Origin of the sequence: Pseudomonas sp. MYb118, from assembly GCF_040947875.1 — a bacterium.
GTDB lineage: Bacteria > Pseudomonadota > Gammaproteobacteria > Pseudomonadales > Pseudomonadaceae > Aquipseudomonas.
Map to the genome: position 1 here is coordinate 671,612 of NZ_JBFRXN010000003.1, position 13,617 is coordinate 685,228.

At 63.9% G+C, this 13,617-nt stretch carries 11 protein-coding genes; 8 read left to right on the plus strand and 3 right to left on the minus strand.

Annotated features, from left to right (window positions below; all coding sequences use genetic code 11):
- Both ABVN20_RS24470 and ABVN20_RS24475 read right to left on the minus strand, forming a co-directional pair.
- Nucleotides 1–3,192, minus strand: coding sequence for an efflux RND transporter permease subunit (locus ABVN20_RS24470; RefSeq protein WP_368558326.1), 3,192 nt, complete (start codon nt 3,190–3,192; stop codon nt 1–3).
- Complete coding sequence (locus tag ABVN20_RS24475) at nt 3,189–4,274, minus strand: efflux RND transporter periplasmic adaptor subunit (protein ID WP_368558714.1); 1,086 nt, start codon at nt 4,272–4,274, stop codon at nt 3,189–3,191. Before ABVN20_RS24475 ends, ABVN20_RS24470 begins: the two co-directional genes overlap by 4 nt.
- A 524-nt stretch (nt 4,275–4,798) precedes the next feature.
- On the opposite strand from ABVN20_RS24475, the gene ABVN20_RS24480 reads away from it, so the two are divergent.
- The 7 genes from ABVN20_RS24480 to ABVN20_RS24510 all read left to right on the plus strand — a co-directional run bounded on the left by ABVN20_RS24480 (nt 4,799) and on the right by ABVN20_RS24510 (nt 11,195).
- The gene (locus tag ABVN20_RS24480) at nt 4,799–5,779 is read left to right on the plus strand and encodes a quinone oxidoreductase (RefSeq protein ID WP_368558327.1); all 981 of its coding nucleotides are present in this window, start codon (nt 4,799–4,801) and stop codon (nt 5,777–5,779) included.
- 14 nt (nt 5,780–5,793) lie between these two features.
- Nucleotides 5,794–6,642, plus strand: a complete 849-nt coding sequence (locus tag ABVN20_RS24485; protein ID WP_368558328.1) for a TauD/TfdA dioxygenase family protein — start codon at nt 5,794–5,796, stop codon at nt 6,640–6,642.
- Nucleotides 6,643–6,722: 80 nt separating this feature from the next.
- Nucleotides 6,723–7,775 carry a 3-keto-5-aminohexanoate cleavage protein gene (locus ABVN20_RS24490; RefSeq protein ID WP_368558329.1) on the plus strand — a complete coding sequence of 351 codons (1,053 nt, stop codon included), beginning with the start codon at nt 6,723–6,725 and terminating at the stop codon, nt 7,773–7,775.
- A 93-nt stretch (nt 7,776–7,868) separates the two neighbouring features.
- Entirely contained in the window at nt 7,869–9,209 is a 1,341-nt protein-coding gene (locus ABVN20_RS24495) for an MFS transporter (protein ID WP_368558330.1), read from the plus strand.
- Nucleotides 9,206–9,868: a DsbA family oxidoreductase gene (locus tag ABVN20_RS24500; RefSeq protein WP_368558331.1), complete on the plus strand. Its 663-nt coding sequence runs from the start codon at nt 9,206–9,208 to the stop codon at nt 9,866–9,868. The genes ABVN20_RS24495 and ABVN20_RS24500 overlap by 4 nt, the downstream gene beginning before the upstream one ends.
- Nucleotides 9,865–10,188, plus strand: coding sequence for a Rieske (2Fe-2S) protein (locus tag ABVN20_RS24505; RefSeq protein ID WP_368558332.1), 324 nt, complete (start codon nt 9,865–9,867; stop codon nt 10,186–10,188). The genes ABVN20_RS24500 and ABVN20_RS24505 overlap by 4 nt, the downstream gene beginning before the upstream one ends.
- Nucleotides 10,185–11,195, plus strand: coding sequence for a YeiH family protein (locus ABVN20_RS24510; RefSeq protein ID WP_368558333.1), 1,011 nt, complete (start codon nt 10,185–10,187; stop codon nt 11,193–11,195). Before ABVN20_RS24505 ends, ABVN20_RS24510 begins: the two co-directional genes overlap by 4 nt.
- 455 nt (nt 11,196–11,650) lie before the next feature.
- Here ABVN20_RS24510 and ABVN20_RS24515 read toward each other — a convergent pair whose 3' ends face one another.
- On the minus strand, nt 11,651–12,673 hold the full coding sequence (locus tag ABVN20_RS24515) for an AraC family transcriptional regulator (RefSeq protein WP_368558334.1): 1,023 nt from the start codon (nt 12,671–12,673) through the stop codon (nt 11,651–11,653).
- Between the two features lie 335 nt (nt 12,674–13,008).
- On the opposite strand from ABVN20_RS24515, the gene ABVN20_RS24520 reads away from it, so the two are divergent.
- On the plus strand, nt 13,009–13,575 hold the full coding sequence (locus ABVN20_RS24520) for an RBBP9/YdeN family alpha/beta hydrolase (RefSeq protein WP_368558335.1): 567 nt from the start codon (nt 13,009–13,011) through the stop codon (nt 13,573–13,575).
- Nucleotides 13,576–13,617 lie beyond the last annotated feature (42 nt).

The window sequence follows — 13,617 nt, forward strand, 5'->3', positions numbered from 1 at the left end:
TCAGTCACCCCCGTGGCGTTGTTGGGGCGCACCGAGGGGCACGGCGCCGGGGTCGGTGGTGGTTTTTGGCGCGTCCTTGCTGCCGAACAGCCGCTCGATCAGGTAGTAGAACAGCGGGATGAAGAACACCGCGATCACCGTGGCCGCGAGCATGCCGCCAATCACCCCGGTACCGATGGAGTGACGGCTGTTTTCCGAGGCGCCAACGGCAATCGCCAGGGGCACGCAACCGAGGATGAACGCCAGCGAGGTCATGACAATCGGCCGCAAGCGTTCCTTGGCCGCAGTCATCGCCGCATCGTAGGCGGACATGCCGTTTTCGCGGTTGAGCACGGCGAACTCGAAGATCAGGATGGCGTTCTTCGCCGCCAGCGCCACCAGCATGGTCAGGCCGATCTGGAAGTACACGTCATTGCTCAAGCCACGGATCAACACTGCCAGCAGGGCGCCGAAGATGGCGAAGGGCACCGCCATCAGCACACCGACCGGCAACGACCATTTTTCGTACTGCGCCGCCAGGATCAGGAACACCATCACCAGGCCGAAGATGAACACCTGGGAGGAGGCGCCGCCGCTCTTTTTCTCTTCAAAGGCTTCGCCGCTCAAGGCCAGCGCGTAATCGTTGGTCATGATCTCGGCGCTGATTTCTTCCAGCGCCGCCAGGGCTTGCCCGGTGCTGTAGCCGGGGGCCGCGTTGGCCGTGAGCTTGACCGCCGGGAAGTTGTTGAACCGGGTCAACAGGTCCGGCCCGGTGACGTAGCGGGTCGACAGCACCGACTTGAGCGGCACCATGTCCAGGTTCTTGTTGCGCACGTAGATCTGTTGCAGGTCTTCGGCCTTGAGCCGGTAGTTTGGCTCGGCCTGCAAAATCACCTGCCACAGGCGGCTGAACTTGTTGAACTGCGACACGTACAGCGAGCCGAACATGGTCTGCATGGCGCTGTACACGTCCTCGACCGGCACCCCTAAGGATTCGGCTTTTTCCCTATCGACGTCGACCATCAGTTGTCGCGAGTGCACGTTGAAGGTCGAGGTGATGGAGCCCAGTTCCGGGCGCTCCTTGGCCTTGGCCACCAGGGTACCGACCATTTCCGCCAGCTGGTCGACGCCGCCATCGCCCTTGCTCTGCACCCACACTTCCATGCCGCCGGTGGTGCCCAGGCCTGGAATCGACGGCGGGTTGACCGGCAGGACGATACCTTCCTGGATCGTCGAGAAGGCGCGGGCGGCTTTCTGGATCACCGCCGGGGCGCTTTGCTGCTTGATGGTGTCCGAGTCCTTGTAGCGCTCCTCGAAATCCTTGAAGCCGACGAAGAACGCCGCCGCGTTGTTCTTGTTCTGGCCGTCCAGCAGGCTGTAGCCGTTGACGATGGCCACGCCTTCGACGGAGGGGTCGTTCTGGAAGAAATCACTGGCCACCTGGCCCACCGCGCCGGTGCGATCCAGGCTCGCGGCGTCGGGCATGATCACCGCGCCCAATAAATAACCCTGGTCTTCCGGCGGCAGGAAGGCGCTGGGGATGCGCTGGGCCATCAGCGCCATCAGCACGATCATCCCGGCGAACAGCAGCAGCGCCAGGACGAAGCGCTTGATCATGAACGCCACCGAGCGTGAATAGCCCTCGGTCATGCGCTCGAAACTGCGCTCGAACCAGCGGAAGAACGCATTTTTCTCGCCGTGCTGCGGCTTGAGCAGCAGGGCGGCGAGGGCGGGCGACAGGGTCAGGGCGACGAGCCCGGAAATCACCACGGAAATGGCGATGGTGATGGCGAACTGTTTATACAGCTGGCCGGTGATGCCGCCCATGAACGCCACGGGGATGAACACCGCGCACAACACCAGCACGATGGCCACCACGGGGCCGGCCACTTCGTCCATGGCGCGCTTGGCGGCGTCCTTGGGCGTCATCTTGTGCACGTGCATGTTGCGCTCGACGTTCTCGATCACCACGATCGCGTCGTCCACCACGATGCCGATGGCCAGCACCATGCCGAACAGCGTCAGCATGTTCACCGAGAAGCCCAGCGCCAGCATGCCGATGAAGGTACCGACGATCGACACCGGCACCGCAATCACCGGAATCAGCGTGGCGCGCAGGCTTTGCAGGAACAGGAACACCACGATCACCACCAGCACCAGCGCTTCGAAGAAGGTGTGGATCACCTCGGAAATCGACGCGCGGGTGAAGGCGGTGGTGTCCATCACGATCTTGTATTCGATGCCTTCGGGGAAGGTGGCCTTCATGTCCGCCAGGGTCTTGGTCACCGCCGCCGACACGTCCAGCGCGTTGGCTCCGGGTTGCTGGTACACAGCGATCAGCGTGGCCGGTTTGCCTTGGTAGGTGCTGCGCAGCGAGTAGTCCTTTTGCCCGAGCTCGGCGCGGCCGACGTCCTTGAGGCGGACGATGGCGCCGCCCTGGTTGCTGGCGCGCAGAATGATGTTCTCGAATTCGGCAGGCTCGGTCAGGCGACCTTTGGTGGTCACCGCAAACGACTGCTCGACCGGGCTGCCGGTGGGCGACTGGCCGACACGACCGACCGCGAACTGCTGGTTCTGGTTGGCCACGGCTTTCTGCACATCGGCGGCGGTGATGCCCAACTGGGCCATGCGATCAGGCTTGAGCCAGATGCGCATGGCGTAGTCCGGCGTGCCAAAGATACTGGCCTGGTTGGCGCCGGGGATGCGCTTGAGGGCGTCGAGCACATAGAGGTTGGCGTAGTTGGCGACGTAGGTGCTGTCGTAGCGGTCGCCGGCGGAATACACCGCCAGCACCATCATGAAGGCCGAGGACTTCTTCTGTACCTGGATGCCCTGGCTCTGTACCGCCGAGGGCAGTTGCGGCAGGGCCAGGTTGACGCGGTTCTGCACGTCGACCTGAGCCAGGGCCGGGTCGGTGCCGATCTCGAAGAACACGTTGAGGGTCATGTTGCCCGTCGCCGAGCTCGACGAGTTCATGTAGATCATGTTATCGGCGCCGTTGACCTGCTGCTCGATGGGTGCAGCGACGTTGTTGGCCACCACCTGCGCATCCGCCCCGGGGTAGGTCGCCGCCACGGTGATTTGCGGCGGGGTGATGTCCGGGTACTGGGCAACCGGCAGGGACAGCATGGCCACGGCACCGGCCAGGGTGATGACGATGGAGATGACCGAGGCGAAGATCGGCCGGTCGATGCAGTAGTGGGAAATGCTCATGGGCTTTTCCCGCCTGTGGTGGTGCCGGCTTTGATGGTTTGCCCACTTTGCTCAGGCACCGGCGCCGGTACGTTGGCCTCGGTGATCTTCAGCGGCCCGCCGGGCGTTACCCGCAGTGCGCCGTCAACGATGATGCGCTCGCCGCTGCGCAGGCCTTTGTTGATGAACCAGTTGTCGCCTTGCCATTCGCCGACCTCGACCACCCGTTGCTCGGGTTTGCCTTCGCCGTTGACCACCCAGACGAAATGGCTCTTGGCGCCTTCCAGCACGGCTTTCTGTGGCACCAGGATGGCGTCCGGCCGCGAGGCGCCCAAAGCTCGTGCACGAACGAACTGGCCTGGGCGCAGCAGGCCGTTGGGGTTGGCGAGCACCGCGCGGACCAGGAAGGTCCCGGTTTCCTGGCTGTAGGACGGCGCGAGGAAGTTGACCTTGCCCTGTTCGGGCACCACGGTGCCGTCGGCCAGCACGACTTGCACGACAAAGTCGCTGCGCGGCGGGAATTTGAGGTGGCCGGCGGCAATATCGTCGCGGTATTTGAGGTTTTCGTTTTCCGAAAGGCTGAAGTTGACGTACATCGGGTCCATCTGCGCGACCGAGGTCAACAAGCCCGATTCGCCGGGCGTGACGTAGCTGCCTTCCTGTTTCTTGGCATCAGCGGACAGGCCGTTGAGCGGCGAGGTGATGGTGGTGTAGCTCAAGTTCAACTGCGCCGTGCGCACCTCGCCTTCGGCGGCGAGCACGGCGGCCTTGGTCTCGCGCTCGGCGCCGACGGCGTTGTCCAGGTCCATCTTGCTCACGGCATTCTGCGCGGCCAGCGGACGGACGCGGGCGAGGGTGGCCTTGGCCACTTCCCAGCGCGCCTGCTGTTGGGCCATTTGCCCCTGGGCCGAGGCCAGCGCGGCTTCGAACGGCTTGCGGTCCATCTGGAACAGCACCTGGCCGGTTTTCACCAGGTCGCCTTCGGTGTATTGGCGTTTGTCGAGGAAACCGGCGACCCGCGCGCGGATCTCCACTTCACGGGAGCTTTGGGTTTGTGCGACGAATTCGAAGGTGACCGGGGTGTCGCGGGCCGTCACCGTCATGACGGTGACATCGGGAGGTTGCCGCGCCGGGGCGACCGGTTCCTTGCCGCAGCCACCGAGCAGGCTCGAGAGCCCTGCCAGAACGACGATTGGCGCGCCCAAGCGCTGCCAGACAACGAATGAATTCACACCCATGCCCCCGCTCCCTAAAGGTCTCCCGATCAGAAGCGTAGACACAAAGTTTGCGCTGCGCTAACCGCTCAGGAATCGGCACACAACCCTGTGGGAACGGGCGCCTTGCGGCATGCCTACATTTCTCTGAGGGTGCGCGGATTCATCTGTGGGAGCGAGCCTGCTCGCGATGGCGCAGGTTCATTCAAATGAATTGTGACTGATGCACCGCAATCGCGAGCAGGCTCGCTCCCACAAACATCAACCCTGCGGTCCTGTTCGGGGCAGGGCACAGGAAGGGGGGGCTGTCATGAAATGAAAAGCCATTGTCGCCCGATGACAAGCGACTTCCCGGTCACGGCCCTACAGTCCAATCAGCGCAATTCGACAATGCTGACTGGGGAATAACAAAAATGGCCAAAGCCGTACGCTTCTACGAAACCGGTGGTCCTGAAGTGCTTCGTTACGAAGAGGTCGAGGTCGGCGATCCGGGGCCTGGGCAGGTGCGCCTGCGCCATGTGGCCGTGGGCCTGAATTATGCTGACACCTACTTTCGCAACGGCACGTACCCGATCCCGATGCCCAACGGCATGGGCGTGGAAGCGTCTGGCGTGGTCCAGGCCATCGGCGAGGGCGTGACCAACGTCCAGGTCGGTGATCGTGTCACCTACACCGGCTTTCTCAATACCCTGGGTGCGTACAGCACCGAACGCCTGATCCCGGCCGCGCCGCTGATCAAGTTGCCGGAAACCATCAGTTTCGAGACCGCGGCGGCCATGACCATGCGCGGCCTGACTTCGTCGTACCTGATGCGCCGCATCTATGACTTCAAGGCGGGCGACAGCATCCTGCTGCACGCCGCGGCGGGCGGGGTCGGCCTGATCGTCTCGCAATGGGCCAAACTGCTCGGCCTCAACGTGATCGGCACCGTGTCTACCGAGGCCAAGGGCGAAATCGCCAGGGCCCACGGCTGCAACCATGTCATCAACTACAGCCATGAAGACGTCGCCCAGCGCGTGCGCGAGCTGACCGACGGCGTGGGCGTCAACGTGGTGTTCGATAGCGTCGGCAAGAACACCTTCGCCGGCTCCCTCGACTCGCTCAAGCGCCGTGGCCTGATGGTCTGCGTCGGCACCGCGTCCGGGCCGATCCCGGCCTTCGACCCGGTGATGCTGGCGATGAAGGGCTCGCTGTTCCTGACCCGTCCGGCCCTGGCCGACTACATCGCTGATCCTGCGGAAAAAGCCGCCCTGGCCGGCGAGCTGTTCGATCACGTCGGCAGCGGCCGGATCAAGATCGAGATCAACCAGCACTACGCCTTGCAGGACGCCGTCCAGGCCCACCGTGACCTGGAATCGCGCAAGACCACCGGCTCATTGATTTTCGTCATTTAAGGGAGCGTCCCGCCATGAAAGTCGAACAATTGACCTGCAGCATCGGCGCCGAACTGCTGGGTGTGAACCTCGCCGACGCGGTGCATGACGACGGGCTGTTCGCCGAGATCCGCGCGCAGTTGCTCAAGCACCGGGTGCTGTTCCTGCGCGACCAGGACATCAGCCGCGCCGATCACGTGGCGTTCGCCCGGCGTTTTGGCGAGCTGGAAGACCACCCGGTGGCCGGCAGCGACCCGGATCACCCCGGCCTGGTACGCATCTACAAGAACCCCGAGCAGCCGGCCGACCGCTACGAAAACGCCTGGCACACCGACGCCACCTGGCGCGAGGCACCGCCCATGGGCTGCGTGCTGCGCTGCGTGGAGTGCCCGCCGGTGGGCGGCGACACCATGTGGGCCAACATGGTCCAGGCCTACGCCAACCTGCCGGAAGACGTGAAGGTGAAGATTGCCGACCTGCGCGCCCGGCACAGCATCGAAGCCAGCTTCGGCGCGGCCATGCCCATCGAGAAACGCCTGGGACTCAAGGCAATGTTCCCGGACGCCGAGCACCCGGTGGTGCGCACCCACCCGGAAACCGGGGAAAAGGTGCTGTTCGTCAACGCCTTCACCACCCATTTCAGCAACTACCACACCCCGGACCGCGTGCGCTTCGGCCAGGACGCCAACCCCGGCGCCGGCGAGCTGCTGCGTTATCTGATCAGCCAGGCGTACATCCCCGAATACCAGGTGCGCTGGCGCTGGCAGCCCAACAGCATCGCCATCTGGGACAACCGCAGCACCCAGCATTACGCGGTCATGGACTACCCGCCATGCCATCGCAAGATGGAGCGTGCCGGGATCGTCGGTGACAAGACCTTCTGACTTTTTTGCATCTCACTCGTAAAACGCTCGCCCGGCACGACTCCAGGCGGGCGCGACAATCATAAGAACTGGAGTAACCCATGCAATTCTTCGACGATTCCCTGCACCCGGAAACCATGGAGAAAGTGGTCATCACCGTGGCCCCGTACGGCCCGGAGTGGATGCCCGAGGACTTTCCCGAGGACATCCCGCTGACCATGGACGAGCAGGTCCAGAAAGCGGTCGACTGCTACGAAGCCGGCGCCACCGTGCTGCACCTGCATGTGCGTGAGCTGGACGGCAAGGGCTCCAAGCGCCTGTCCAAGTTCAACGAACTGATTGCCGGCGTGCGTGAAGCGGTGCCGGACATGATCATCCAGGTCGGCGGCTCGATTTCCTTCGCCCCGGAAAGCGAAGGCGAGGCGGCCAAATGGCTGTCGGACGACACCCGCCACATGCTCGCCGAGCTCACGCCCAAGCCGGACCAGGTGACGGTGGCGATCAACACCACCCAGATGAACATCATGGAACTGCTGTACCCGGAATATCTCAAGGGCACCTCCCTGGATAACCCGCTGGTGCATGCCGCCTACAGCGAAATGACCGTGCCGGCAGGCCCGGCCTGGGTCGCCGAGCACCTCAAGCGCCTGATGGACAACGACATCCAGCCGCACTTCCAGCTGACCGGCATGCACGCCCTGGAAACCCTCGAACGCCTGGTGCGTCGCGGCGTGTACATGGGCCCGCTGAACCTGACCTGGATCGGCATCGGCGGCGGTTTCGACGGCCCGAACCCGTTCAACTTCTTCAACTTCATCCACCGCGCGCCGGACGGTTGCACCCTGACCAGCGAGTCGCTGCTCAAGAACGTGATGCCGTTCAACACCATGTCCATGGCCATGGGGCTGCACCCGCGGGTGGGCAACGAAGACACTATCATTGATCACAAGGGCGAGCGCTTCGGCTCGGTCGCGCAGATCCAGCAGACCGTGCGCATCGCCCACGAGCTGGGCCGTGAAATCGCCAGCGGCAAAGAGGCGCGCGAGATTTACCGCATCGGTGTGAAGTACGACAGCATCGAACAAACCCTGTTGGCCAACGGCATGGCCCCCAACCGCAAGGCAGGTCAGAAAGGAGTGCCGCAACGCGGCTGATGACCGATGGCGGGCGCGGGGTTTACCGCTGCGCGCTCGCCCGCTTGCGACACGCTTGATAACAACAATAAGACAAAGCCTTGAGGAGGCCCCATGGCCTTTCACCCAATCGCTGAAGGCGATGACGACGGTGCCGTCAGCGTGGCGCGCCCGTATGCCTGGATCGTCTTCGCCCTGACGTTCGGCCTGTTGATTTCCGACTACATGTCGCGCCAGGTGCTGAACGCGGTATTTCCGCTGCTCAAGGGCGAATGGGCCCTGAGCGACAGCCAGCTCGGCCTGCTCAGCGGCATCGTCGCGCTGATGGTCGGCTTGCTGACCTTTCCGCTGTCACTGCTGGCCGACCGCTTCGGCCGGGTCAAGAGCCTGGCGCTGATGGCGATGCTGTGGAGCCTGGCCACCCTGGGCTGTGCGTTGGCGCAGGACTATCAGCAGATGTTCATCGCCCGCTTCATGGTCGGCGTCGGCGAAGCCGCCTATGGCAGCGTCGGCATTGCCGTGGTGATTTCGGTATTCCCCAAACACATGCGCGCCACCCTCGCCAGTGCGTTCATGGCCGGCGGTATGTTCGGCTCGGTGCTGGGCATGGCCCTGGGCGGCGCGATTGCCGCCAAGCTCGGCTGGCGCTGGTCGTTCGCCGGCATGTCGCTGTTCGGCCTGGTGCTGGCCTTGCTGTACCCGATCATCGTCAAGGAAGCGCGCATCGCGCCTCAGCGTGCCGCCCAGATGGCGAGTAGGGCGGCGAGCAAGGCGGCGACCTCGGTCAAGCAACCGTTGCGCACCCTGTGGTCGAGCCGGTCGGTGGTCGCTACCTACGTGGCCAGCGGCTTGCAGTTGTTCGTTGGCGGCACGGTGATGGTGTGGATCCCCAGCTACCTCAACCGCTATTACGACATGCCCACCGACAAGGCGGGCGGCATGGCGGCGGTGATCGTGTTGTGCAGCGGCGCCGGGATGATCCTGTGCGGCATGCTCAGCGACCGCCTGTGCCGGCATTCGCCCGAGCGCAAGGTCAGCCTGGCCATCGGCTTCTGCCTGGGCAGTTGCCTGCTGCTGTCGGCGGCGTTCGCCTTGCAGGCCGGCCCCGTGCAATTGCTGCTGATCTGCCTGGGCATGCTGATTGCGACCGGCACCACCGGGCCTTGCGGGGCGATGGTGGCCAACCTGACCCATTACTCGGTGCACGGCACCGCGTTCGCCACCCTGACCCTGGCCAACAACATGCTGGGCCTGGCGCCAGGGCCGTTCCTGACCGGACGGGTGTCCGACCTGATCGGCCTGCATGCGGCGTTTCAACTGGTGCCATTGGTCAGCGTCGCCGCGGCGGCGGTGTTCTTTTACGCCAAGTGTCATTACCACAAAGATATTGCCCGGCTGCAGGGGCAGAGCGTGCCTGAGCCTGTCAGCGAAGCCGGGATAGAGGTGAAGTTGTGAGTCGTCGTTTACGTATTGATGTGTTTTTCGATTTCATCTGCCCCTGGTGCCTGATCGGCAAGCGGCAACTGGAACATGCCGTGGTGCAGTTTCGCAGCCGTCATCCGGACGTGCAGATCACCACGGTGTGGCATGGCGTGCAGTTGCTGCCGCATCTGCCCGCCGAGGGTGAGCCGTTTGCCGAGTTCTACCGCCAGCGCCTGGGCAATGCCGAGGCCATGACGCTTCGCCAGAAGCAGGTCCAGGAGGCAGCGGCCGCCGTTGGCCTGGCGATAGACCTGAACTGTATCCAGACCATGCCCAACACGGCGGATGCTCACCGCCTGTTCGAGTGGGCCGGCATCCTGGGCAATGCAACGCTGCGTGAGATGTTGCTCGAACGCCTGTTTGCGGCGTATTTCTACCGCCGGGAAAACCTCGGGTGCCGGGACACGCTACTGGCGATTGCCCGTTCCTGCGGCATCGACCCGCAAACGGTGGACGCCTGCCTGAAGGGCGACGGCACGCCCTTTGACGGCTTCCCCGGCGCGCCCAGCGGCGTCCCCAGCTTCCGCATCGACCGGCGCATCACCGTGGTTGGCGCACAACCGGCCCAGGCGTTGCTCGGGGCGATGAATGAAGCGCTCAAGGAAAGTGCTCGCGAGCAGGCACCGGCATGATCAGGCGCATTCCCGTACCGACCGGCAAGCAGCCGCCGCTCGGTGGCCGCGCGCTGTTCGAATTCGAAGACAAGAGCCTGGCGTTGTTCAACGTCGACGGGCAGTTGTATGCCATCGACGACAGCTGCCCGCACCAGGGCGCCTCGCTGTGTGGCGGGCTTCTTTCGGGCAGGGTGATCCAGTGCTGCGCCCATGGCCTGCGTTTCGACCTGAGCAGCGGTTATCTGCTCAATTCCAACCTGGTCAAAGTCCGCAACTACCCGGTCGAGATCATCGACGACCAGGCGTTCATCGTTCTTTATGAGGAGGCCGCGCCATGAGCGCCATCGCCCTGACCCGGATCCACAGTCGCACGCGCGAACTGGCCCCGGGGTTCATCGTCAGCCTGATTGTCGCGGCGGCGGCTTCGTTTTTGTCCGAGCACTATGGCGCGCCGGTCATGCTGTTTGCGTTGCTGCTGGGCATGGCCCTGAATTTTCTCGCCGGGGAGGGCTCGTGCAAGGCCGGCATCGAATTCACCGCGCGCAGTGTGTTGCGCATTGGCGTGGCCTTGCTCGGCATGCGCATTACCCTGGAACAGATGGCGGCGCTGGGGTGGAAGCCGGTGGCGCTGGTGGTGATCCTGGTGGTGGTGACCATCGGCGTGTCGGTGCTGGCGGCCAAGGCGATGGGCTTCCAGCGTCTATTCGGCATGCTCACCGGCGGCGCCACGGCGATCTGCGGGGCCTCGGCGGCGTTGGCGCTGGCGGCGGCGCTGCCCAACCACCCGCAGAAAGAAAAGGCGACGCTCTTTACCGTGATCGGCGTTTCGGCGTTGTCGACCCTGGCGATGATCGTCTACCCGATGATCGCCAACTGGCTGGCGCTCTCACCGCAAGTGGCCGGGGTGTTCCTCGGCGCGACCATTCATGACGTGGCGCAGGTGGTGGGCGCGGGCTACAGCATGTCGACCGAGACGGGGGATACGGCCACTGTGGTCAAACTGATGCGTGTGGCCATGCTGCTGCCGGTGATCGTCACCGCAGCGATGATCACCCGCATGCAGGGCGCCGACCCCACCGGCAAGCGGCCACCGCTGTTGCCGTGGTTCGCCGTGGGTTTTCTGGTTTTGGCCTGCATCAACAGCACCGGCTGGGTGGCTCCGGTGGTGCAGGGTTCGGTCAATGAGCTGTCGCGCTGGTGCCTGGTGGTGTCGATCAGCGCCCTGGGCATGAAAACCCAGCTCAAGGAACTGGCCTCGGTGGGTATCAAGCCGATCCTGTTGATGGTCGGGGAAACGGTATTCCTGGTCGCGCTGGTGCTGTTGTTGCTGCACTGGGGCGCATGAATGGCAGGGGCTCCATTGCGTTTCACTTCTCGGCGCAATGGGGCCGTCATCTGGTGTTGCACACACCGGTAACTTTGCGGCGACTGTACCAGCAGTCGCCGTTTTTTTTGTTTTGTGGTTGGCCACAGCGATGGGCCCAAAACCCGTGGGAGCGAGCCTGCTCGCGATAAATCCAGAGGCCGCTGCGGTGAGTCAGGCTTCCCGCGTCATCGTTGACCACCATCGCGAGCAAGCTCGCTCCTACAGTGGTCCGGGCACGCCGCAATCAAAACCTGTGGGAGCGAGCCTGCTCGCGATAAATCCAGAGGCCGCCGCGGTGAATCAGGTTTCCCGCGTCATCGTTCACCACCATCGCGAGCAGGCTCGCTCCCACAGTGGATCGAGCACGCCGCAAGCCCTGTGGGAGCGGGCTTGCCCGCGATGGGGCCGGGACATCAGACATCAATGTGGCAGACTCACGAATCCGCCGGCGCCTTCGGTTGTTTCTGCGCCGCGCGCCACGCCGCTGGGGGCATGCCGAATTGGGTGATGAACCAGCGGGTGAAGGAGCTGGCCATGGAGTAGCCGAGCATGTCGGCGATGCGCCCCAACGAGTAGCCAGGGTTGTCGAGGTAGCGCAGCACCAGGTCGCGGCGCACTTCGTTGATCAGGTCGTTGAAGGCGCAGCCATCGTCCTTCAGGCGCCGTTGCAGGGTGCGTACGTTCATGCCCTGGCTCTGGGCCACCTGTTCGATGGTGGCGCGGCCCATGGGCAGCAGCAGGTAGATGGCCTTGCGCACTTCGAACAGCAGCGAGGCCCCTTCGTTGTTCTGCAGCGAATCCAGGTACCGCTGGGCATAACGGGCCATGGCCGGGTCGGCGCTGGGGTTGGGCATGTCGAGGCTGGCGTTGGGGCAGACGATGCCGTTGAACTCGCTGCCGAACTCCAGGGTGCAGCCGAACAGGCGCCGGTGCAGTTGCAGGTTGTCCGGCGCCTGGTGCATGAAGTTCACGCTGTAGGGGTGCCAGTGCGACCCCAGCACCGCCGCGCACAGGCGAAACATCACGCCAATCGCCAGCTCCGTGGCCTGGCGGCTGGGCATCGGCGACTCGGTGACCACCTCTTCGCGGATGATCACCATCTTGCCGGCTTCCTCGATGAAGATCGCCAGCGAATTGTTCATCAGGTGCCGGTATTGCACCACCACGCCCAGGGCATCGCGCAGGGTGCGTTGATGACTGAGCAGCAGGCTGACCACGCCAAAATCCGAAAGCTGGCGCGACTCGGCCATGCTCAGGCCGAAGGTCTGACAGCCCGTGGCCGCTGCCGAATCCTCCAGCAGGCGCACCGCCGCGTCGATGGAAATGCGGGTTTCCGGCGCTTGCAATTGCGCCTTGCTCAAGCCGACACCGACCAGTACGTCGCGGGGGTTGAACGACAGGTACTGGGTGACCTCCAGGTAGTTGGTCAGGACGGCGGCGCGAACAAGCTTGGTCATGCGTGGGACTTCCTGGGCCGGTGATAAACGGGGGCGACTATATCCAGCGCATCGGTCGTTGAACAGTTGCCCACGCAGCGCCAACCGTCCTCGAACCCAGCCTGGAATCATCGCTTGCCGGCGCATCGAACGACGCGCACCCATTGATTACAGCGGCCTGTAGCGCACCTGTCGAATTTTTTGATCAGCGGCACGCCGACAACCACGTGTCATGAAAAGAAAAGTGCCTGACGTCCAATGAAAAGCGCCAGGGGCGGGCGCTCTTTAATGTCGGTACTACAAAAAAGTGCTGACCAACGAGTCAGTCGACCCACCGTGATAGCAAAGGTGTTGACGTGGACAAACTGCATACAGCTGCCACCGTTCTGATCGTTCCGGGCCTGCGCGAGCATGTCGCCGAGCATTGGCAGACGCTGCTTGAAGCCCGGCTGCACAACGTGCGCAGCGTACCGCCGCTGACCACCGACAAGCTCGACTGCATGGCCCGCGTGCGCGCCATCCAGCACGAAATCGAGCAGATCGACGGTCCGGTGATCCTGGTGGCTCACAGCGCCGGCGTATTGATGGTCGCGCACTGGGCGGCGCATTACCGCCGGCCGATCAAGGGTGCCTTGCTGGCCGCGCCACCGGACCTCGATGCGGTCTGGCCACAGGGCTACCCGTCATCCGAGACCCTGAGCAGCCACGGCTGGAACCCACTGCCACAAGACCCGCTGCCGTTCCCTGCGATCGTCGCGGCCAGCACCAACGACCACCTCGCCAGTTTTTCTGCCGTGACCCGCATGGCACAGAACTGGGGCGCCGACTTGCTCGACCTGGGCGATGTCGGCCATCTCAACCCGGCCGCAGGATTTGGCCATTGGCAGCAAGCCGAGGCACTCATCCTGCAGCTGGATCGCTAATACAGGAGCCGCACTGGCACGACGCCAGGCGGCATTTGCCCT

Bases quoted from the DNA above. Each gene is read 5' to 3' on its own strand.
- ABVN20_RS24470 (WP_368558326.1), bottom strand. From the start codon at position 3,192: ATGAGCATTTCCCACTACTGCATCGACCGGCCGATCTTCGCCTCGGTC.
- ABVN20_RS24515 (WP_368558334.1), bottom strand. From the start codon at position 12,673: ATGACCAAGCTTGTTCGCGCCGCCGTCCTGACCAACTACCTGGAGGTC.
- ABVN20_RS24480 (WP_368558327.1), top strand. From the start codon at position 4,799: ATGGCCAAAGCCGTACGCTTCTACGAAACCGGTGGTCCTGAAGTGCTT.
- ABVN20_RS24495 (WP_368558330.1), top strand. From the start codon at position 7,869: ATGGCCTTTCACCCAATCGCTGAAGGCGATGACGACGGTGCCGTCAGC.
- ABVN20_RS24510 (WP_368558333.1), top strand. From the start codon at position 10,185: ATGAGCGCCATCGCCCTGACCCGGATCCACAGTCGCACGCGCGAACTG.
- ABVN20_RS24485 (WP_368558328.1), top strand. From the start codon at position 5,794: ATGAAAGTCGAACAATTGACCTGCAGCATCGGCGCCGAACTGCTGGGT.
- ABVN20_RS24475 (WP_368558714.1), bottom strand. From the start codon at position 4,274: ATGACGGTGACGGCCCGCGACACCCCGGTCACCTTCGAATTCGTCGCA.
- ABVN20_RS24490 (WP_368558329.1), top strand. From the start codon at position 6,723: ATGCAATTCTTCGACGATTCCCTGCACCCGGAAACCATGGAGAAAGTG.
- ABVN20_RS24505 (WP_368558332.1), top strand. From the start codon at position 9,865: ATGATCAGGCGCATTCCCGTACCGACCGGCAAGCAGCCGCCGCTCGGT.